Below are 19,030 nucleotides of genomic sequence, written 5' to 3' on the forward strand. Positions count from 1 at the left end.
TCGATGTTTTCGTTGATCCAACTCGAATCCTTCGTGGCGGTGGCCGAGGAATTGCACTTCGGTGCGGCCGCGGACCGGCTGAACATGACGCAGCCTCCGTTGAGCCGACAGATCCAGCTCCTTGAGCGCGAACTCCAGGCGCAGCTGTTCATCCGCAACTCCCGGCGCGTGGAACTCACCGCCGCCGGACGGGTGCTGCTGCCCAACGCCAGGCGGATCCTGGACCTGAGTGCCAAGACCAGCCTTGAGGTTTCCCGGGTGGCCACGGGGGACGCCGGCACAGTGGTCATCGGCTACACGGCCGTTGCGGGCCAAGCGGTGCTGCCCGACCTGCTGGGCCAGGCCTCCAAGCACCTGCCGCATGTCACGCTGGTGCTGCGCGAGGCCGTGTCCGTCGAGCAGCTGGATGCCTTGAGCAAGGGCGCGATCGACATGGGAATCCTGCGCCCAATCGTCACCCGGCCCGGCGTGCTTACCCAGTTGATCAAGAAGGACCGGCTGGTGGTGGCGCTTCCGGAGGGCCACGACCTGGCAACGGGCAAGGGGGTTCTCATCAAGGAACTGGTGGGCCTGCCGCTGATGATGTACTCGACGGGCGAGGCACGGTATTTCTACGACCTGGTCCTGCGGCTCTTCGACTCGGTCGGCGCCCGCCCGAACATCGCCCAGATTGCCAGTCAGATCCCGGCGCTTTTGGCGCTGGTTGCCGCCGGGCTCGGCGTCACGCTGGTGCCGGCCACGGCCATGGAATTCACCCCGCGCGGTGTGGTCTTCGAGGAGATCACCGGGCCCAACGGGCTGTCCAACTTGAACCACTCGGATATGTACCTGGCTTGGGACGAATCCTCCACCAACCCCGCCGCGGAGATGCTCCGCAAGATCTACCTTGAATGGCTCAATGAGGAAGCATCGGAAACCAACGGACCAACGGCCTCGTAGGTCAGGGCCGCGGTTCAGCCCAGGAAGAGCGTGATCACCAGCGTCACCGGCAGGGCCAGCAGCGTGCTGCACAGGATGACCTCGCGCACCACCGTCGTTTCGAGCCTGAACTGCTGGGAGAAGAGCAGCACGTTCTGGGCCGTGGGCAGGGCGGCCATGATCACGACCCCAAGCAGGTCCGTGCCTTCCAGCTTGAACACCAGTGCGGCCAATGCCCAAGCCGCCAATGGCATGAAAAGCATCTTGAAAAAGGTGGCCAGGAAGACCTCGCCGCGCAACGCCTTGTCGGCCAACGGACGCTGCCCAAAAAGCGACATCCCGAAGGCCATCAGCAGCAGCGGGATCGAGGCCTGCCCCAGCATGTCGATGGGGATGTTGATGACTTCGGGCAGGTGCAGGTCGAAGGCCGCGAACAGGGCGCCAATGAACGTGGCGATGGTGACCGGGTTGGCGATGGACCGAAGGATGGTCTTGCCCAGCGGGGTCTTGTTTTCCTGGTTGCCGCTGGCCCTGGAGGCCAGGGCGAAGATGCACAGGTAGACCGGGGCGATCATCAGCAGCTGGGCGATGAGAACCGAGACCACCGGGTTGGTGCTTCCCACGGCGTAGAGCGCCAGCGGCACACCGATGTTCCCGGCGTTGACGTAGCTGGTGGACATGGCCGCGCCGGGAAGCCGGGTTGCCGGGACCTTGAAGAACAACTTGGCGCCCAGTGCGTACAGAGAGCCGGTCAAGACGGCGGTGATCAGTGCAATCGGGGTGTACACGCCGATGACGGCCCGCAAATCGGTCTCCGAGAGCAGCATGAACATCAGCGCCGGATTGGTTATGTAGTAGATCAGCGGTGTCAGCCCGGTGGCAATGGACTCGCGCTTGCGCGGCAACAACCTTGCGGTGACCAAACCAATGCCAATCAAGATCAGCACGATCGAGAACCCCTGGAGCACTCCTTGCACATGGCCTCCCGAATAGGCGTTGGTGATCGTTGTGGTGAACCGGTGTTCACCAGGCGAGGCAAGGGACGGTGGGGGAGTCCGAATGAACCATCCCCACCGTCCCTTGCCTTATTTCATTGTTCCCAAAAGCTGTCTCAGCGCACCAGCGCCGGGGACTTGGCGTCGAATTCCCAACCCGGAATCAGGTACTGCATCGAGGCGGCGTCGTCGCGCGAGCCCAGCCCGTGCTCCAGGTAGAGCTCGTGGGCCTCGGCCAAACGCGTGCGGTCCAGGGTGACGCCCAGGCCCGAACGCTCCGGGACCTTGATCTCGCCATTGCGGATCAGCAGCGGCTCCTCGGTCAATCCCTGGCCGTCCTGCCAGATCCAGTGCGTGTCCAGGGCCGTGATCTCGCCCGGTGCGGCGGCGCCGACCTGCGTGAACATGGCCAGGGAGATGTCGAAGTGGTTGTTCGAGTGCGAACCCCACGTCAGCCCGAACTCGTCGCAGAGCTGGGCCACGCGCACGGATCCGGCCATGGTCCAGAAGTGCGGATCGGCCAGCGGGATGTCCACGGCATTGGTGCGCACCGCGTGGGACATCTCGCGCCAGTCGGTGGCGATCATGTTGGTGGCGGTCGCCAGGCCAGTGGCCCGCCGGAACTCGGCCACCACCTCGCGCCCGGAGTACTTGCCCTCGGCGCCGCACGGGTCCTCGGCGTAGGCAACGACTCCCCGCATCCTCTTGCCCAGGCGGATGGCGTCCTTGAGCAGCCAGCCGCCGTTGGGATCCAGGGTGATGCGGGCTTCGGGGAAGCGTTCCTTCAGGGCAATGACCGCATCGACCTCGGCGTCGCCTTCCTGCACGCCGCCCTTGAGCTTGAAGTCCTTGAACCCGTAGCGCTTCTGCGCCGCCTCGGCCAGCCGGACGATGGCAGCCGGTGTCATGGCCTCTTCGCGGCGCACCTTCTCCCAGTCGTCGGCGCCGTTGGGCTCGCGCAGGTAGGGAAGATCGGTGTCATCCGGGTTGCCCACATAGAAGAGGTAGCCAAGCATCGGAACCGCATCGCGCTGCTGGCCCTCGCCCAGCAGCTCCGCCACCGGGACGCCGAGGAACTGGCCGTGCAGATCCAGCAGCGCCGACTCGATCGCGGTGACCGCGTGCACCGTGGTGCGCAGGTCAAAGGTCTGGGCCCCGCGCCCGCCGGAATCCCGGTCCGCGAACCTGGTGGCAACCGCACGCAGCAGCGTGCGGAACCGTGCCACCGGGGCGCCGACGAGCAGTTCGGCGGCTTCCTCGATGGTGCGGCGGATGGGTTCCCCGCCCGGCACCTCGCCCAGGCCCGTGCGGCCCTCGGAATCGGTGATGATGGTGATGTTGCGGGTGAAGAACGGCCCGTGGGCCCCGGAGAGGTTCAGCAGCATCGAGTCGTGCCCGGCAACCGGGACGACCTCGATGGAGGCGATGGTGGGTTGCGCTGCACTCATGCTTGTTCTCCGGCGTTCTTCAGGGTGCCGTCGATGCGGCGGGTCAGCTTCCACGGGTTGGACTGCTGCAACGGGGCCGGCAGCAGGGAATCGGGGATGTTCTGGTAGGCGACCGGGCGCAGGAAGCGCTCGATGGCCAGCGTGCCGACCGAGGTGGTGCGGGTGTCCGAGGTTGCGGGGAACGGTCCGCCGTGGACCATGGCGTGTCCGACCTCGACCCCGGTGGGCCAGCCGTTGACCAGGATGCGCCCGGCCTTGCGCTCCAGGATGGGCAGCACCGCGGCGACGGCCTCGTGGTCCGAATCGTTCAGCTGCAAGGTGGCGGTGAGCTGGCCCTCAAGCTTGGACAGGGCGGTGGCCAGGTCCGCGGCATCCGTGTAGCGGATGACCAGGGAGGCGGCGCCGAAGATTTCCTCGTGCAGCACCGGGTTGCCCAGCAACTGCGCAACCCCGGTGGAGAAGATGGACGGGGCCGGTGCGTTTTCGGTTTCGCCCTTGTTGCCCTGCGCCAGGAGCTCCACGCCGGGCTGGGAGCCGAGGTCTTGAACGCCCTGGACCCAGGAGTTGTAGATGCCCTGGGTCAGCATGGTCTGTCCGGCCGTGGTGGCGGCCTCGGTGCGCAGGGCCGCGGCGAAGGTGTCGCCTTCCTCGCCGGTCGGGACGAACACCAGTCCGGGGGCCGTGCAGAGCTGGCCGCTGGAGCCGACAACCGAACCCAGGTAGGCCTTGGCATGGCCGGCCGCATCGTCGGAAAGCGCTCCGGCGAAGAAGATGACCGGGTTGATGGAGCTCATCTCGGCGTAGACCGGGATCGGTTCCGGGCGTGCGGCGGCGGTGGCCATCAGCGCGGTGCCGCCACCGCGGGAACCGGTGAAGCCCACGGCCTTGATGCGCGGGTCGGAAACCAGCGCCTGGCCGATGCTGGCGCCCGGTCCGTAGACGAGGGAGAAGATGCCCGGGTTCAGGTTCGCATCCGAGATGGCCGCGGTGATGGCCCGGCCCACGATCTCGCTGGTGCCCGGGTGGGCATTGTGGGCCTTGAAGACCACGGGGCACCCGGCGGCCAGGGCCGAGGCCGTGTCCCCGCCGGCGGTGGAGAATGCCAGGGGGAAGTTGGACGCACCAAACACCGCTACCGGGCCCACCGGGATCTTGCGCTGGCGGATGTCCACCCGCGGCATCGGCGCGCGCTCCGGCAATGCCGGATCGATCCGCACCCCGTGGTGGTCGCCCTGGCGAACCACCTGCGCGAAGATGCGCAACTGGTTGCAGGTGCGCCCGCGCTCGCCGACCAACCGTGCCTCGGGAAGCCCGGTCTCCGCCATGGCCCTTTGCACCAGCTCGGTTCCCACTGCCTCGATGTTCCCGGCAATGGATTCAAGGAACCGTGCGTGGGTTTCCGGGTCAAGGGAGCGGAAGGAGGCAAAGGCGTCCTCGGCCGCGGCGGTGGCCAGCTCCAACTGCGAGGCGTCGATCAGGCTGTATGCCGGGTCGAGGCCCTGGTTGGTGGCGGGGTTGAAGCCCCGTACCTCGGCCCCGTTGCCGGGGGTGTTGATCCCGGCCAGGATGGACTGGCCGGTGAGTTGCTGGGTATCCGTGGACATTGCTGCTCCTGCGTCGGAAGGTGGGTGTTGCGGTGGTGATGTTTGGTGCGTCCGGGCCGTCGGTTAGACGGCCGCGGCGGCCGGCATCAGTCCGGCCTTCTGGATCAGTGCGCCCAGGTCGGCCAGGTCGGCCTCGGTGAGGTCCTGCAGCGGCGGGCGCACCGGGCCGGCGTCGCGGCCGATGGCCTTCAGGCCGCCCTTGACGATGGAGACGCCGTAGCCCGCCACTCGGTCGCGGATGTCCAGGTACGGCAGCACGAAGCGCTTGAGCTTCTCGGTGACCGCCGCGTGGTCCTGGTTGCGGACGTCCTTGTAGAAGTCCAGGGCGAACTCGGGGACGAAGTTGTACATGGCCGAGGAGTAGGTGCTCATGCCCAGCTGCAGCAGCGGCAGCGCGAAGGTCTCGGCGGTGGGCAGGCCGCCCAGGTAGAAGAGGCGGTCGCCGTTCTTGGTGTAGACGCGGGTCAGGTGCTCGATGTCGCCGGTGGCGTCCTTGAAGCCGATGAAGTTCTCGTGGGTGTCGGCCAGGCGTGCCACGGTGTCGGCCGAGTAGATGGCGTTGGCGCGGTTGTAGACGATGACGCCGGTGGAGGTCGAGGCGCAGACGGCCGAGGCGTGGTTGAACAGGCCCTCCTGGTCGCATTCGGTCAGGTAGGGCGGCAGCAGCAGCAGGCCCTGCGCGCCGGCGGCCTCGGAGTCCTGGGCGTTGAGGATGGCCTGCTTGGTGGAACCTCCGGCGGAACCGAGCACCGGCACGCGGTCGCCGGCTTCCTCGACTGCCATGCGCACCACGCGGGCGGATTCCTCGGGGGTGAGGGTGAAGCCCTCGCCGGTGCCGCCGGCGGCGAAGAGGCCGGCGACGCCGAAGCTGGACTGCCAGTCGAGGTGGCGGCGGTAGGCGGCTTCGTCGATTTCGAGGTTCGCGTCGAAGGCGGTCACCGGGAAGGAGAGCAGCCCGTCCTTGAGCTTGGCGGCAAGTTCGGCGGGGGTGTACGTGGCCATGGGGATACTCCTAAAGCTGGGGCGCCTCCACGACGACGTGGATTGGTGGCGGCGGACGATGGTGATGTTCGTTGACCCCAGCCTAGGGAGCACCAACGATGCCTGTCCAAGCCCATATTTGTATTGTTTGATACCCGTCGGGTATCGCCGGTTTGGGGGTGCGCGGCTCGGGTTGCCTTTGCCGTGACTTAGGCCTGCATGGAGTCACGCACGATCTGCACCAATTTGGTCAGTGCGGGATTCTTGTAGTCCCGATTCCAGATTGCGTGCAGCTCGACCGCGTCAGGGGTGGTGTCCTCGAGCCGGTGGTAGCTGACCCCGTCAACGCCGAGCAGCTTGGCGCTTTCGGGGACAAAGGCGATGCCGCGCCCCGCGGCCACCAGCGTGATCATGGTCAGGATCTGGCTGACCGAGTGGACCACGTTCTGGTGCTCGATATCGATCTCGCGCACAACAAGGTCATAAAAATAGCGGGCCTTGGTTGCCGAGTGCATGATTAATGGTTCGCCGGCCAGGTCTTCGACCATGAGCTCGCGCGGCAACAGGTCAAGCCGGTGCCCCGTGGGCACCGCAACGTAGAGGGACTCGGAAAAGAGCATTTGCGATTCAAAGGTTTTTTCGTCGAAGGGCGGTCGGGCCAGGCCCAGGTCGATGTCCCCGTCCTGAAGCGCCGTGATCTGTTCCCCGGTCACCATCTCGAAGAGCTCGAGGTGGACATTGGGAAGCCGCGTCGAGATTTCCGAGAGCAGGGGACCGAGCAGGCTGAACCCCGAGGCCGCGGTGAAACCGATGCGCAGCTCCCCGAATTGCCCCGAGGCAATCCGGCGCGCGTTCAGCGGTGCGCGCTCGGCGGAGATCACCAGGCGCCGGGCGTCGATGAGAAAAGCGTGCCCGGCCGCGGTGAGGGACACCTTGCGGTTGTCTCGTTCCAGCAGCTCGACGCCCACGCTGCGCTCGAGCTTCTGGATTTGCCGGCTCAGCGGGGGTTGGGTCATATTCAGCCGCTCGGCGGCGCGGCCGAAATGCAGCTCTTCGGCCACGGCCACAAAGCTTCGTGCTTGGTCCAATGTGAACAATTGATACCTTTCGGGAATCACTCCATGCATAGATGGGGTTGGACAAGCATCATAACTATTTCTAGGCTCAAGCAGAAGTAAGAAACGTGTTGTGACTCACTCGCAGGTGGGAACCCCCGAGCAGCACGCATCGCAAACAAGGAGATCTCGCAATGAAGAAGCAATTCACACGCCGCGCAATGCTGTCCATGGCCGCTGCCACCGCGGCTCTTTCGCTTGCCGCCTGCGGCGGCAACGTCGGTGGCGGTGCCGCCGAGGGCGCCACCTTCCCCAGCGGCCCGGTGACCCTCACCGTCGGCCAGGCCCCGGGTGGTTCCACCGACCTGATCGCCCGCGCGGCGGCCGAGGGCATGGCGGAAAAGCTCGGCGTGGCCATGCCGGTGGTCAACAAGCCCGGCGCCAACGGTGCCCTGGCCACCCAGGAAGTCGCAGCCATGAAGGCGGACGGCCAGAACCTGATCCTGCTCAACGCCTCGCTGATCACCATCACCCCGCTGGCGGTCTCCGCCTCCGAGGCCGTCACCCTGGACGAGCTCGATGTCATCGGTGGCCTGTCCCAGGACGACTACGTCATGGTTGCCAGCACCAAGTCGGGCGTCAAATCCGTGGCGGATTTGAAGAAGAGCGAATCGAAGCTTTCCTTCGGCACCACCGGCGTCGGCACCGGGTCGCAGCTGGCCCAGGCCTTGCTGCTGGCCCAGGCCGACATCAAGGGAACCATCGTTCCCTTCGACTCCGGCTCCCCGGCACTGACCGCCGTCATGGGCAACCAGGTTCAGGTTTCCACCGTCCAGCTCGGCGAGGCCAAGCCGCAGATCGATGCCGGCACAGTGGTCCCGCTGGTCGTCTTCTCCTCCGAGCGCAACAGCTTCCTGCCGGATGTCCCCACCGCCGTTGAAGAAGGCTACGACGTCCCGGTCTCGCAGTACCGCGCCATTGCCGCACCCAAGGGCCTGAGCGCCGAGACCAAGACCGCCCTGGTCGACGCACTCAAGGCAGCAACTGCCCGCGACTCCTACAAGTCCTTCAACGAGTCCAACATGCTCAGCCCGAAGGAAATCTCCGGTGAGGAAGTTGTCACCGAATGGAACGAGCTGGCCGCCAAGTACAAGAAGCTGACCGAGCAGTACAACATCTCGCTGGCTTCCAAGTAACACCTCGCCCGTTCCCAATCCCAGGCGCCACCGCAGGTGGCGCACGCTAGACCCAAAGGAAGCACGCTATGCGAGCCGATAAAGCGCCGCACGTCGAAGACGCCCCGGAGATGGACGAAGAGATCCTGACCCCCGAGCAGCTCGCTGCTGCTTGGGCCGCCGAAGCGCCGGAACCGGCCGGGCCAGTGGCCAACCTGGTCTCCTCATTGGTGGCCATGGCCCTGGGCATCGCAGGGTTGCTGCTCTCGCTGAAACTGGGATTGGGAACGCCGGCCGAACCACGGCCGGGCATGTGGCCCTTCATTGTCAGCCTCGTCGTTGCCGTGCTGTCGGTGGTCCAGGTCGTCATCGGCCGCACCGGCGGCAAGGACGGGGAAAAGTTCTCGTCCTACTCCTGGTACGCCGGAATCGGTTTTGCCACGCTCGTGGGCATGGTGCTGCTCATGCCGGTGGTCGGCTTCGAGATCCCGTCGCTGCTGTTGTGCTTCATCTGGATGCGGTGGCTCGGTGGCGAGCGCTGGCGCTCGGCCACCATGTATTCGATCCTGATTGTTGCAGCGTTCTACGCGATCTTCATTGCCGCACTCGGAACCACCATCCCCCGACTTTTCTAAGTCAAGACCAAAGGTAAAACGGCATGGATTTCTTCGGCCCGGTCTTGGACGGCTTTGGTGTTGTCCTGGACCCAACCAATCTTCTGTACTGCCTGCTCGGCGTCGCCATCGGCATGCTGATCGGCGTGCTGCCGGGCCTGGGCCCGGCGGCAACCATCGCCATCCTGCTTCCCCTGACCTACGGGGTTGAGCCGGTCACCGCGATCATCATGCTCGCGGGCATCTTCTACGGAGCCCAGTACGGCGGCACCATCACCTCGGTGTTGCTGCGCATTCCAGGCGAGGCCAGTTCCGTGGTGACCGTCTTTGACGGCTACGTCCTGGCCAAGCAGGGACGGGCGGGCACCGCCCTGGGAATCGCCGCCATCGGTTCCTTCATCGGCGGCACCGTGGGCATCATCGGGTTGACCTTCCTGGCCCCGGTGGTCGCAAGCTTCGCACTGGACTTCGGCCCGCCGGAGTACACGGCACTGGCCCTGCTGGGCATCTTGCTGGTCGCCACCATTTCCGGCGGATCAAAGATCAAGGCCTTGATTGCCGCGGCCTTCGGATTGTTCCTGGCCACGGTGGGACGCGACATCTTCACCGGTGCCGAGCGCTTCACCTTCGGGAACCTCTCGATGGCAGACGGCATTGATTTCGTGCCCATCGCCATGGGCCTGTTCGGTGTGGGAGAGATCCTCTACAACCTCGAGGAACGGCACCGTGCGGCCTCCGCGCCCGCCACGGTCGCCAATGTCTGGCCCTCGCGCAAGGACCTCAAGCAGGCCTCGGGCGCCATCGGACGCGGCTCGGTGCTCGGATTCTTCCTGGGCATCCTGCCCGGCGGCGGAGCCACCATCGCCTCGCTGGCCGCCTACGCCGTGGAAAAGAAGCGCGCCAAGGATCCCTCGCGCTTCGGCAAGGGCGCCATCGAGGGCGTGGCCGGACCGGAAACCGCGAACAACGCGGCGGCCACCAGCTCCTTCATCCCGCTGCTGACCCTGGGCATTCCCGCCAACGCCACCATGGCCATCATCTTCGGTGCGCTGCTGATCCAGGGCGTGACCCCGGGCCCGCAGCTGATCACCGAGCACCCGGAGCTCTTCTGGGGCGTGGTGAACTCGATGTACATCGGAAACATCCTGCTGCTGATCATGTCGATCCCGCTGGTGGGACTGTTCGTGAAGATCCTGCGGATCCGTGCAGCGATCCTTGCACCGATCACGGCGCTGATCACCATGCTCGGCGCCTACACGATCCGAAACTCGATGTTCGACGTCATGCTTGTGGTGCTCTTCGGTGCACTGGGCTACCTGATGAAGAAGTTCGGCTTCGAGCCCGGCCCGCTGGTGCTGGCATTCGTGCTGGGAAGCCTTCTCGAGTCCTCGCTGCGCCGCTCGCTGCTGGTGCTGGAGGGCGATCCGACCGGGTTCTTCACCCGGCCGATCTCCGCCACGCTGCTGGTGACATTCGTGATCGTGGCCGTCTGGCCGATGGTCAAGACAGTTCTCGACAAACGCAAGAAGGCAAACGCCGTCTTGTCCGACCCCAAGGTTAAGGAAAAGGTATGAGCATCCTAGTTGGATACGTTCCGACCAAGGTCGGTGAGGCCGCGGTGCGGGCCGCGATCAGCGAGGCCAAGCTTCGCAACGAGGAGCTGTTGATCGTGAACTCGGTGCGCGAGGGCGCGCTGGTCGACAAGTCGGTGGCGAGCGCCGAGGACATCGAGCGCATCAAGCAGTCCACCGTGGATGCGGGCATCAAGGCGCGGATCCTGGAATCCATCCACCGCGACGACCTCGCCGAGGAAATCCTGGACCTGGCCGAGAAGCATGACGTCTCGCTGATCGTCATCGGGTTGCGCCAGCGCTCCCAGGTGGGCAAGTTCATCATGGGCTCCCACGCCCAGCGCATCCTGCTGCAGGCCGAGCACCCGGTGCTGGCCGTGAAGGCGGACCAGGTCTAGAAAGACGCCTTCTGCAGGCCACCAGCTTGGTTGGTCGGCCACTTTTAGTGGCCGACCAACCAAGCGCTTTGCTGCATGGAGAAGCCGGAGTATTCGCATCGGGTTTCGAGACCCCTGCATGTGGACCAGCGCGCGGTTTGGTATTGTTGAAGGCATAACTCCCCACCATCTTCAGGATTGGTGGGGTTTTTCATGCCCGGGAAACCAGCAAAGCCGTCATCGTGCTGAGCGTTCCCAGACCTACAGGTTGAGATCGGGTTATCCAGGTCGCTCAATGTCCCGAGCGCTTGTTGCCTCGCTCCGCACCCGTCCCGACTTGCCGTTGCGGCACCGGTCAACGGATCGCGCACGAACACACCGATGCCCCTGCCAATCACGGCAGGGGCATCGGGTATTGGTTGCTTAGTTGCCGGCGGTAGTCATTCCGGCCTCGACCTCGAGCCGGTGCAGCGAGTTCGCCAGATGCACCCGCATCGCCGCGGCTGCGGCCATGGCGTTGCCCGAGGCGATGGCATTGCGGATGGTGAGGTGTTCCTCCGCGACCTGTTCCAGACGGGGGAGCAGGACCGAATCCGTTGAATCGAGTCGTTGGCGGGGCATGGCAATCATCGCCGGACCGAGGTGGTGCACCGCATCAAGGAAGTAGGGGTTCCCGCTTCCGGCCGCAACGGCGGAATGGAACTCGAAGTCGCAGCTCATGGAACGCGAGGCGTTGGTTCCGGCCTGCCGGAATGCCGCAAGCGCCGCATCGAGGGCGGGCAGGGTGTCGGCGCTCCCCGCAACCGCTGCTGCGGCCGCAGCCTCGGACTCGAGTCCCATGCGGAACTCGAGCAGTTGCCGGCGTTCGGCCAGGGTCCTGGGGACCCGCGCCTGTGCACCGGTTTCCGGGGCCGGGGGAGTCAGGGCAAAGCTGCCGGCACCGCGGCGCGTGTGGACCAACCCTTCGGCCTGCAGCCGGGTCACGGCCTCACGCACCACGGTGCGGGAGACGCCGTGTTCGGCGATCAGGGCATTTTCGCTCGGGAGCTTGTCTCCCGGGGCGATTGCTCCGGAGCTGATCTGCTCGCGCAGGTGCTCAATCAGGCCGGTCGTCAGATTGGGTTTCATGGAATGAATGCTTTCACGCGCGCCGCGGCAGGAGGCTTAAGCTCGGCCGAACTCGACGGTGTCGGTCGTCCAGGCGCGGGCCTGGTCGCTGAAGGTGAAGCCGAGTCCGGGGCGGTTCGGGACGATCATGCGCCCGTCCTTGGTCTCGAGACGCTCGTTGAACAGCGGGTCGAGCCAGTCGAAGTGCTCCACCCATGGTTCGCGCGGGTAGGCGGCGGCGAGGTGCAGGTGGATCTCCATGGCGAAGTGTGGCGCCAGGTCCAGGCCTGCCTGGTCCGCAAGAGTGGCCAGGCGCAGGAACTGGGTGATGCCGCCGATGCGCGGGGCGTCGGGCTGGATGATGTCGCAGGCCCGGGTGGCGATCAGGCGCTCGTGCTCGGCGACCGATGCGAGCATCTCGCCGGTGGCGATCGGGGTGTCCAGCGCCGCGGCGAGTGCCGCGTGTCCCTCGGCGTCGTAGGCGTCGAGCGGTTCCTCGATCCAAACCAGGTCGAATTCCTCGAGCTTGCGGCCCATGCGCAGCGCGGTGGCACGGTCCCACTGCTGGTTGGCATCCACCATCAACGGCACGTTGGGGCCGATGTGTTCGCGAACCGCAGCGACGCGGCGCAGGTCCTCGGAGGAATCGGGCAGACCGACCTTGATCTTGATGCCGCCGATTCCTTCCTCGATGGACTGGCTGGCACGGTCCTTGACCTCGGAGATGGAGGCATTGAGGAAGCCGCCGGAGGTGTTGTAGGTGCGCACCGAGTCCCGGTGGGATCCGAGGAACTTGGCCAGCGGCAGGCCCGCGCGCTTCGACTTCAGGTCGTAGAGGGCAATGTCGAGGGCAGCGAGTGCCTGGGTGGCGACACCCGAGCGGCCCACCGAGGCGCCGGCCCACAGGAGCTTGGTATAGAGCTTGGCAATGTCGTTGGGGTCCTCGCCGATCATGGTCTCGGCGACTTCCTTGGCGTGGGCGAACTGTGCCGGCCCGCCGGCGCGCTTCGAGTAGGAGAACCCGACACCTTCGTGGCCCTGCTCGGTCTTGATCTCCGCGAAGAGGAAGACGACCTCGGTCATCGGCTTTTGGCGGCCGGTGAAGACCTTGGCATCGGAGATCGGGGTGGCCAGGGGCAAGCGCGCGGTGGACAGCTTGACGTGGCGAATGGCATCGGGGGTGTAGCTCATGGCGGGTCTGTGCTCCTGGGGGAGGGAAAGTGGGATTGCATCGGTGAACACAACTTATCGTATAAGTTGATAGCTTGTTACACAAGTGGTTTGGGGTGCGATCTTTGATGGTCATCTAGGTGTTCCGCGGGTACGCAGCAGATCTAGACGGCAGGCTCCTGGCGTAGTTGGAATGTTTAGAACGAAAGAAACGAAGTGCTGACAATTACCAAGAAGTGAGAACCATGCGTATCGGCGCAGCCGCCAAGGAAACGTTCTTCGCACCAGAAGCTCCGAAAGCCGGAGAGATCTACAGCTTCATTGAAGCTCATGCAGCGCGCAGGGGTATTGCTCCTTCGCCCAAGTTCTTCCTTTCTGGAGGAGAATCTGGCGACCAAGTCGAAATCCCCCATGAGGTCTACGAGGTTCTCGTTAAGGCCGTAGATGCGATGCGACGTGGTTTGGCGGTCACCATCACGCCAAGCTCGCTCACGCTCACCACTCAACAGGCAGCCGAATTGCTTGGGATAACCCGACCGACTCTCGTCAAGATTCTTGATTCCGGAGGAATGCCCTTCGAGAAGCCTGGAACGCATTGTCGAGTTCAACTTGAGGATGTTCTGGCATACAAGGAAACACGTAAATACGAGCAGTATGCGGCGCTTGCGTCCATGGGTACCGTGGATGACGAATCCCCTGCCGACGCCATTGAACGGATGAAGCAAGCCCGCACGGAAGCGGCACGCCGCCGCCATCGGTCCACGTCCTGAAGCTTTGTAGGCCATGTACACCGCACTGCTTGACAGTTGGGTGCCCCAGTCGGCCGGTTAAGAAGAAGCAGCCCCTGGTTGCCGCAGCAAAAAATCCAGAGGCCAGACCGATTGTCGACTCGTTGAGTGGAGAATCGGCTCCTTGCTTCGCTACCGAGGATACGCGTTTTCGTCGCGGCAACCAATCGTGCGAGCGTGCCTAGCCATGCCTAATTCTGAATGGCACAAGCAGTAATTGCTGAACATGCGTCCGGCCTGCCCATACTGCAAGAGCGTGCTGCAACACCCCTTCATTGTCGGTTTCAGTTCTGGGCAGCGAGCTGCAGCGGACCGAAGACTTCTTTGGCCTGCACTTTTTCGATCCGGTTCCGGCCTCAATATTGATCGAGTTGGGAATCGGAAATCAGCCAGGCGGACCGAACTGGCCGAGACAGGCAATACGTGGGCCGAAGTCCTGGGAAAGACTGCGGTTGTAGTCAATGGAGCACCCGGATTCGCTTCTTCTCGTCTCAAAGTGGCCAGTGCGCTGGAAGCCACGCGCATGCTTGAGGAGGGGGCCAGTGCTCAAGATATCGCCAACGCCATGGTATTCGGCGACAAGCACTCCACAGGGTCTTTGCGCACCAGCGGACATCGTGGGCCGTGACGTGCAATTGGGCGTGGTCGAATATTCGAAGGAAACGCTCGGTGAGAGGTTCTCCCCACCCGGGATCCTCCAAGGGATGGTCAGCAGCGGGGAACTGGGCAGGAAACCGTCAAGGGGTTCTGCAACTGGGAATAACCCGGCGGGTACATATCAGGATCACTTTGGGTCGGTTGGATCGACGTAGGGTTCGTGGATTTTTGCGCGAAAGAGCTTCCGGCAATTACAAGGTGCTGAACCGCTAATTACAAACCAGGGCAATGCATCCCAGTAGATCAACGGAAGTTGAGCCAAGAAGTTCGTGCGCTAATTACAAAACAGCTCCAGGGCAATTACAGACGGGTGCCTTGCTGGCAGTGTTCTTGGCTGGTCAAGATGACGTTCGATGCTGAGAGAAATGCCCGCGAATGTGCGCACTAACCGCGGAGGAATCTCGTCCAAGAGCGCGATAGCGAAGCTGCGTCGGACAGGCCCCTTTTGATGGTTGGCGTGAGCATGGGCAAAGGAGTCGCCCCGGCGACTTCAAGCAGACCCGCAAACTCATGACTTCGGCCGGGTGTTGAATCCGACTGGTGAGGGCAGACGCCTGTGGCCCGCCCGGTTCACCGAGCGGGCCACGGGCAATAGGGCTGCCTACGAGACCGGCGTGATCAGTTCACCCGAATCGACGTAGCTGCGCAAGTTGTCCAGCACCAGCGCTGCCATGTCGGCGCGCGTCTCGTGCGTGCCGCTGCCCAGGTGCGGCAGCAGGACCACGTTCTCCAGCGCGAAGAGCTCTTCGGGGGCGTGGGGCTCGTTGACGAACACGTCAAGCCCGGCACCGGCGATGGTGCCGTTCTGCAGGGCCGCGACCAGGGCCTGCTCGTCAACGACGCTGCCGCGGGCAATGTTGATCAAGAAGCCCTTCGGGCCGATCGCTTCCAGCACAGTTGCATCGACAAGTCCGGCGGAGGCCGGCCCGCCCGCAGCGGCCACGACCAGCACATCGGTGGCCTCAGCCAGTGCGGCGGCAGAGGGGTGATATGTGTACGGGCTGCCGCTGATTTCCGAGCGGTTGTGATAGTGGATTTCGCAGCCGAAGGCCTCAAGGCGCTTGGCGATTGCCGCACCGATGCGGCCCAGGCCCAGGATGCCCACGCGCTTGGAACTGGCGCGGGTGGCCAGCGGGAAGTTCGCGCCCGTGGCCCAGGTGCCGGCGCGCACGAAGCGCTCGGCGGCGCCCAGCGAGCGCAGGGTGTTCAGGTAGAGGCCCAGTGCGGTGTCCGCGACGCAGTCGGTGAGCACGTCCGGGGTGTTGCTGATGGGGATGTTGCGCTCGGCAGCCTGTGCGACGTCGGAGGCGTCGTAGCCGACACCGAAGTTCACGATGGCTTCGAGGTTCGGCAGGCGCTTCATGAGTTCGGTGTCCACGCCGATCTTCCCGGAGCACACCGCGACGCGGATCGCCTCGCCGTGCTCGTTCAGGAATTGGTCGCGGGCGTCCCCGGCATCGGGCAGGACCAGCGAGTCGTAGTCGTCCACCAGTGCCTGCGCGACCGTTGGGTTGACCGGGCCGACGCGCACGATGGCGTTCCCGGAAATGGGGCTGGGATCGCGCCGCGTGATGGCGCTGGTATCTGTTGACATACCTGAATCGTAGGAAGCGGCAAGGATGCGCGTCCAACACGGAGATTGCATGGATCAATACCGTTGAGGCATTGATCGGCCGGCAGCCGCGGGATGTAGCGGAAGTCACAATCGTTGCCCCGGGTGCTTGGGTCCGAATGCGTCGCCAACCGCGTCTTCATGCGGTTGTTGGCCCTTGACGGGTTGTGCCGGTGCCGCCGAAGCTGTTCAAACACGACCGGCAGATCGCTCGCTCCTCCAGGTCGTTCGAACTCATCTCATTCGCTCACTCCCAGAGGAAACAACGATGTTTTTTGCCAACAAGCCCGGGAACCCCGTGACCCGCACCCGACGACTCTCCATGGCCGTGGCCGCCGGCGCCCTGTTGGGCACCACCGTGCTCGCAGGCTGCTCCGTGGCCAACTCCGAAGGCGCCACCGGCTCCTCCGGGGCCGGGGGACCGGCCGCCGGCGACACCCTGCGCGTGGTCCTGCAGCAGGAACCGCCGACCCTCGAGGCCTGCGAATCGAACCTCACCAGCACCGGCGTGGTGGTGCGCTCGACCATCACCGAGCCGTTGATCGAACGCAACCCCACCACCGGTGAGCTCGAGCCCAAGCTCGCCACCGAGTGGACCAGCAGCGACGACACCAAGTGGACCCTGAAGCTGCGCGAGGGCGTGAAGTTCCACGACGATTCCGAATTCACCGCCGAGGACGCTGCGGCCACCATCGACCGCGCGGTCAACGGCAAGCTCGGCTGCAATGTCGAGGGCTACGTCTTCGGCGACGACGACCTGAAGCTCAACGTCGTTGACGCCACCACCCTTGAGGTCACCGCGCCCAAGGCCGATCCGATCCTGCCGCTGCGCCTCTCCTTCCTGGAAGTTGTCCCGTCCGAAACCTCCACCACCGAAAAGGTGCGCGAACCGATCGGCACCGGACCCTACAAGCTGGACAAGTGGGAAGCCGGGCAAAGCATCAACGTCTCGGCCTTTGCCGACTACTGGGGCGAGGCCCCCGCCTTCCCGAAGGCCAACTACCAGTGGAGGAGCGAGGGCAGCGTCCGCGCCGCCATGATCACCTCCGGCGAGGCGGACATCGCCACCGGCCTGAGCCCGGAAGACAACATCGGGGACCTGGGCGTCTCCTACCCGAACAACGAGACCGTCGCCCTGCGCATGCACGCAGACAAGGCCCCGTTCACCGACATCCGGGTTCGCCAGGCCGTGAACTACGCCATCGACAAGGAAGCCATCGTCGCCTCGCTTTACGGCGGACGCGACAAGGCAGCCGCCCAGCTGGTGCCCGAGGGCGTCGTGGGGCACAGCGACTCCTTGGTCGTCTGGCCGTACGACCCGGAAAAGGCCAAGTCACTGGTGGACGAGGCCAAGGCCGACGGGGTGGACACCTCCGCGCAGATCAGCATGATCGTGCGCACCGCGCAGTTCCCCAAGATCGAGGAACTGGGCCAGGTGCTGCAGGAACAGCTGACCCAGGCCGGGCTGAACGTGAAGCTGAAGATGCTCGAGACCAGCCAGCACCTGACCTACCAGGTCCGCCCGTTCCCCACCGATGACGAGGGCGCGATCATGCTGATGACCCAGCACGGCAACCAGGCCGGAGACGCGGCCTTCACGGTGGACCAGTACATGACGACCAAGGGCGCCCAGTCCGCCTTCGGCACCCCGGAGCTCGACAAGCTCATCGCAGAAGCGGACGCCGCCACCGGCGAGGACCGCCAGGGCGCGTTCGAGAAGGTCTTCTCCTACCAGAACGACAACGTCGTCCAGTTCGCCCACATCGCCCACCAGACCGGCATGCTCGGCATCGCCAAGACCGTGGGATACACGCCGAACTCCTCCTCGGGCGACGAGCTGCGCCTGGCCGAGGTCACCACGGCCAAGTAGGCCCCACACTCCAGTCCGCTCGCAAGGCAACCAAGAAATCGACGGAAAGCACCAAGGATCATGCTCACCTATCTGCGTAAAAGGATCATCTCCTCCGCACTGCCGCTGGTGGTCGTGGTGGTGGGGGTCTTCGCCCTGGCCCGGATGACCGGAAATCCGGCAAGCCTCTACCTGCCGCTGAACGCCACCGAGGCCATGCGCGCCGACTTCATTGCCAAGAACGGACTGGACCAGCCGGTCATCATCCAGATGGCCGACTACTTCGGGGGCCTGCTGCGGCTGGACTTCGGAACCTCGCTGCGCACCGGGGAGGACGCCGCAGCCATGGCGCTGCGCGCCTTCCCGGCCACGCTGCAACTGGCCGCGATGACCATGGTGATCGCCATCGTGCTGGCGATCATCGTGGGCTCCGCGGCCGCCCTGAAACCCACCGGGGTGCTGGACCGCTTCGCGTCCTTCGTCTCCATGGCCGCGGCCTCGATCCCGGACTTCTGGCTGGCGATCGTGGGCATCTGGGTCTTCGCCATCTACCTGGGCTGGCTGCCCACCTCCGGGGTCATGGGAGCCGCGGCCTGGGTGCTGCCGGTGGCCACGCTGGTGATGCGGCCCTTCGGGGCGCTGGTCCAGGTCATCCGCGGGGCCATGGTCACCTCGCTGTCCGAGCCCTACATCAAGCTCGCCCGCTCCAAGGGCGCCACCGAATACCGCGTGGTCACCGCCCACGCCCTGCGCAACGCCGCGGCCCCGGCCCTGACGGTTGCCGGGGACCTGACGGTGGGGCTGATCAACGGCGCCGTGGTGGTCGAGACCATCTTCGGCTGGCCCGGCATCGGCAAGCTGATGATCGACTCGATCCTGCAGCGCGACTTCGCGGTCCTCCAGGCCTGCGTGCTGCTCACCGCCCTGGCCATCTTCGTGCTGAACATCCTGATCGACCTGGGCTACGCGTTGCTTGACCCGCGGGTCCGTCCCACCGCCGGTGCCCGGGCCCGCCGCAAGGCGCGCACCGGATCAATCGACAACACCCCGGCCGCACCGATCGAACCCCACGTCCCTGCCGCCGCCGGCGCGAACGCCTAGGAAGAGAC

Annotated in this window: 16 protein-coding genes and 1 pseudogene; 9 read left to right on the plus strand and 8 right to left on the minus strand. The window is 65.0% G+C overall.

All coding sequences use genetic code 11. The features are described from left to right. The first annotated feature begins 3 nt into the window (after positions 1–3). A complete protein-coding gene (locus JOF46_RS04590) occupies positions 4–939 on the plus strand; it encodes a LysR family transcriptional regulator (RefSeq protein WP_209906239.1) in 936 nt (311 codons plus the stop codon). Positions 940–953: 14 nt separating this feature from the next. On the opposite strand, the gene JOF46_RS04595 is transcribed toward JOF46_RS04590, so the two are convergent. The 5 genes from JOF46_RS04595 to JOF46_RS04615 form a co-directional block, all read right to left on the minus strand. Further along, positions 954–1,865: an AEC family transporter gene (locus JOF46_RS04595; protein WP_342592360.1), complete on the minus strand. Its 912-nt coding sequence runs from the start codon at positions 1,863–1,865 to the stop codon at positions 954–956. 164 nt (positions 1,866–2,029) lie between these two features. Then, positions 2,030–3,361: an enolase C-terminal domain-like protein gene (locus JOF46_RS04600; RefSeq protein ID WP_209906241.1), complete on the minus strand. Its 1,332-nt coding sequence runs from the start codon at positions 3,359–3,361 to the stop codon at positions 2,030–2,032. Further along, positions 3,358–4,965 carry an aldehyde dehydrogenase (NADP(+)) gene (locus JOF46_RS04605; RefSeq protein ID WP_209906242.1) on the minus strand — a complete coding sequence of 536 codons (1,608 nt, stop codon included), beginning with the start codon at positions 4,963–4,965 and terminating at the stop codon, positions 3,358–3,360. The genes JOF46_RS04600 and JOF46_RS04605 overlap by 4 nt, the downstream gene beginning before the upstream one ends. Positions 4,966–5,028: 63 nt before the next feature. Then, positions 5,029–5,967, minus strand: a complete 939-nt coding sequence (gene kdgD, locus JOF46_RS04610; RefSeq protein WP_209906243.1) for a 5-dehydro-4-deoxyglucarate dehydratase — start codon at positions 5,965–5,967, stop codon at positions 5,029–5,031. Positions 5,968–6,155: 188 nt separating this feature from the next. Next, positions 6,156–7,043, minus strand: a complete 888-nt coding sequence (locus tag JOF46_RS04615) for a LysR family transcriptional regulator (RefSeq protein WP_209906244.1) — start codon at positions 7,041–7,043, stop codon at positions 6,156–6,158. 152 nt (positions 7,044–7,195) lie between these two features. Between JOF46_RS04615 and JOF46_RS04620 the strand changes: the two genes are divergently transcribed. The 4 genes from JOF46_RS04620 (at position 7,196) to JOF46_RS04635 (ending at position 10,759) form a co-directional block, all read left to right on the plus strand. Continuing rightward, positions 7,196–8,197: a Bug family tripartite tricarboxylate transporter substrate binding protein gene (locus JOF46_RS04620; RefSeq protein ID WP_209906245.1), complete on the plus strand. Its 1,002-nt coding sequence runs from the start codon at positions 7,196–7,198 to the stop codon at positions 8,195–8,197. Between the two features lie 68 nt (positions 8,198–8,265). Next, positions 8,266–8,811, plus strand: coding sequence for a tripartite tricarboxylate transporter TctB family protein (locus tag JOF46_RS04625; protein WP_209906246.1), 546 nt, complete (start codon positions 8,266–8,268; stop codon positions 8,809–8,811). Positions 8,812–8,834: 23 nt separating this feature from the next. Continuing rightward, a complete protein-coding gene (locus JOF46_RS04630; protein ID WP_209906247.1) occupies positions 8,835–10,364 on the plus strand; it encodes a tripartite tricarboxylate transporter permease in 1,530 nt (509 codons plus the stop codon). Continuing rightward, positions 10,361–10,759, plus strand: coding sequence for a universal stress protein (locus JOF46_RS04635; protein ID WP_209906248.1), 399 nt, complete (start codon positions 10,361–10,363; stop codon positions 10,757–10,759). The genes JOF46_RS04630 and JOF46_RS04635 overlap by 4 nt, the downstream gene beginning before the upstream one ends. Positions 10,760–11,161: 402 nt before the next feature. On the opposite strand, the gene JOF46_RS04640 is transcribed toward JOF46_RS04635, so the two are convergent. Together JOF46_RS04640 and JOF46_RS04645 are read right to left on the minus strand one after the other, a co-directional pair. Continuing rightward, complete coding sequence (locus JOF46_RS04640; RefSeq protein WP_209906249.1) at positions 11,162–11,866, minus strand: FadR/GntR family transcriptional regulator; 705 nt, start codon at positions 11,864–11,866, stop codon at positions 11,162–11,164. A 36-nt stretch (positions 11,867–11,902) separates the two neighbouring features. Next, positions 11,903–13,036 (minus strand): L-talarate/galactarate dehydratase, encoded by a 1,134-nt coding sequence (locus JOF46_RS04645; RefSeq protein ID WP_209906250.1) that lies wholly within the window; start codon positions 13,034–13,036, stop codon positions 11,903–11,905. A gap of 224 nt (positions 13,037–13,260) precedes the next feature. Here JOF46_RS04645 and JOF46_RS04650 point away from each other — a divergent pair, with 224 nt between their 5' ends. Both JOF46_RS04650 and JOF46_RS04655 read left to right on the plus strand, forming a co-directional pair. Further along, positions 13,261–13,785, plus strand: coding sequence for a helix-turn-helix domain-containing protein (locus JOF46_RS04650; RefSeq protein WP_209906251.1), 525 nt, complete (start codon positions 13,261–13,263; stop codon positions 13,783–13,785). A gap of 281 nt (positions 13,786–14,066) precedes the next feature. Then, positions 14,067–14,615: pseudogene (locus JOF46_RS04655) on the plus strand (3-hydroxyacyl-CoA dehydrogenase family protein); the annotation flags it as partial. A 446-nt stretch (positions 14,616–15,061) separates the two neighbouring features. Here the strand turns inward: JOF46_RS04655 and JOF46_RS04660 are convergent. Further along, entirely contained in the window at positions 15,062–16,054 is a 993-nt protein-coding gene (locus tag JOF46_RS04660; RefSeq protein WP_245348006.1) for a 2-hydroxyacid dehydrogenase, read from the minus strand. A gap of 286 nt (positions 16,055–16,340) precedes the next feature. On the opposite strand from JOF46_RS04660, the gene JOF46_RS04665 reads away from it, so the two are divergent. Together JOF46_RS04665 and JOF46_RS04670 are read left to right on the plus strand one after the other, a co-directional pair. Continuing rightward, entirely contained in the window at positions 16,341–17,942 is a 1,602-nt protein-coding gene (locus tag JOF46_RS04665) for an ABC transporter substrate-binding protein (RefSeq protein ID WP_209906252.1), read from the plus strand. A 60-nt stretch (positions 17,943–18,002) separates the two neighbouring features. Next, positions 18,003–19,022: an ABC transporter permease gene (locus JOF46_RS04670; RefSeq protein WP_209906253.1), complete on the plus strand. Its 1,020-nt coding sequence runs from the start codon at positions 18,003–18,005 to the stop codon at positions 19,020–19,022. Positions 19,023–19,030 lie beyond the last annotated feature (8 nt).

This window comes from Paeniglutamicibacter psychrophenolicus (assembly GCF_017876575.1).
Taxonomy (GTDB): Bacteria; Actinomycetota; Actinomycetes; order Actinomycetales; family Micrococcaceae; genus Paeniglutamicibacter; species Paeniglutamicibacter psychrophenolicus.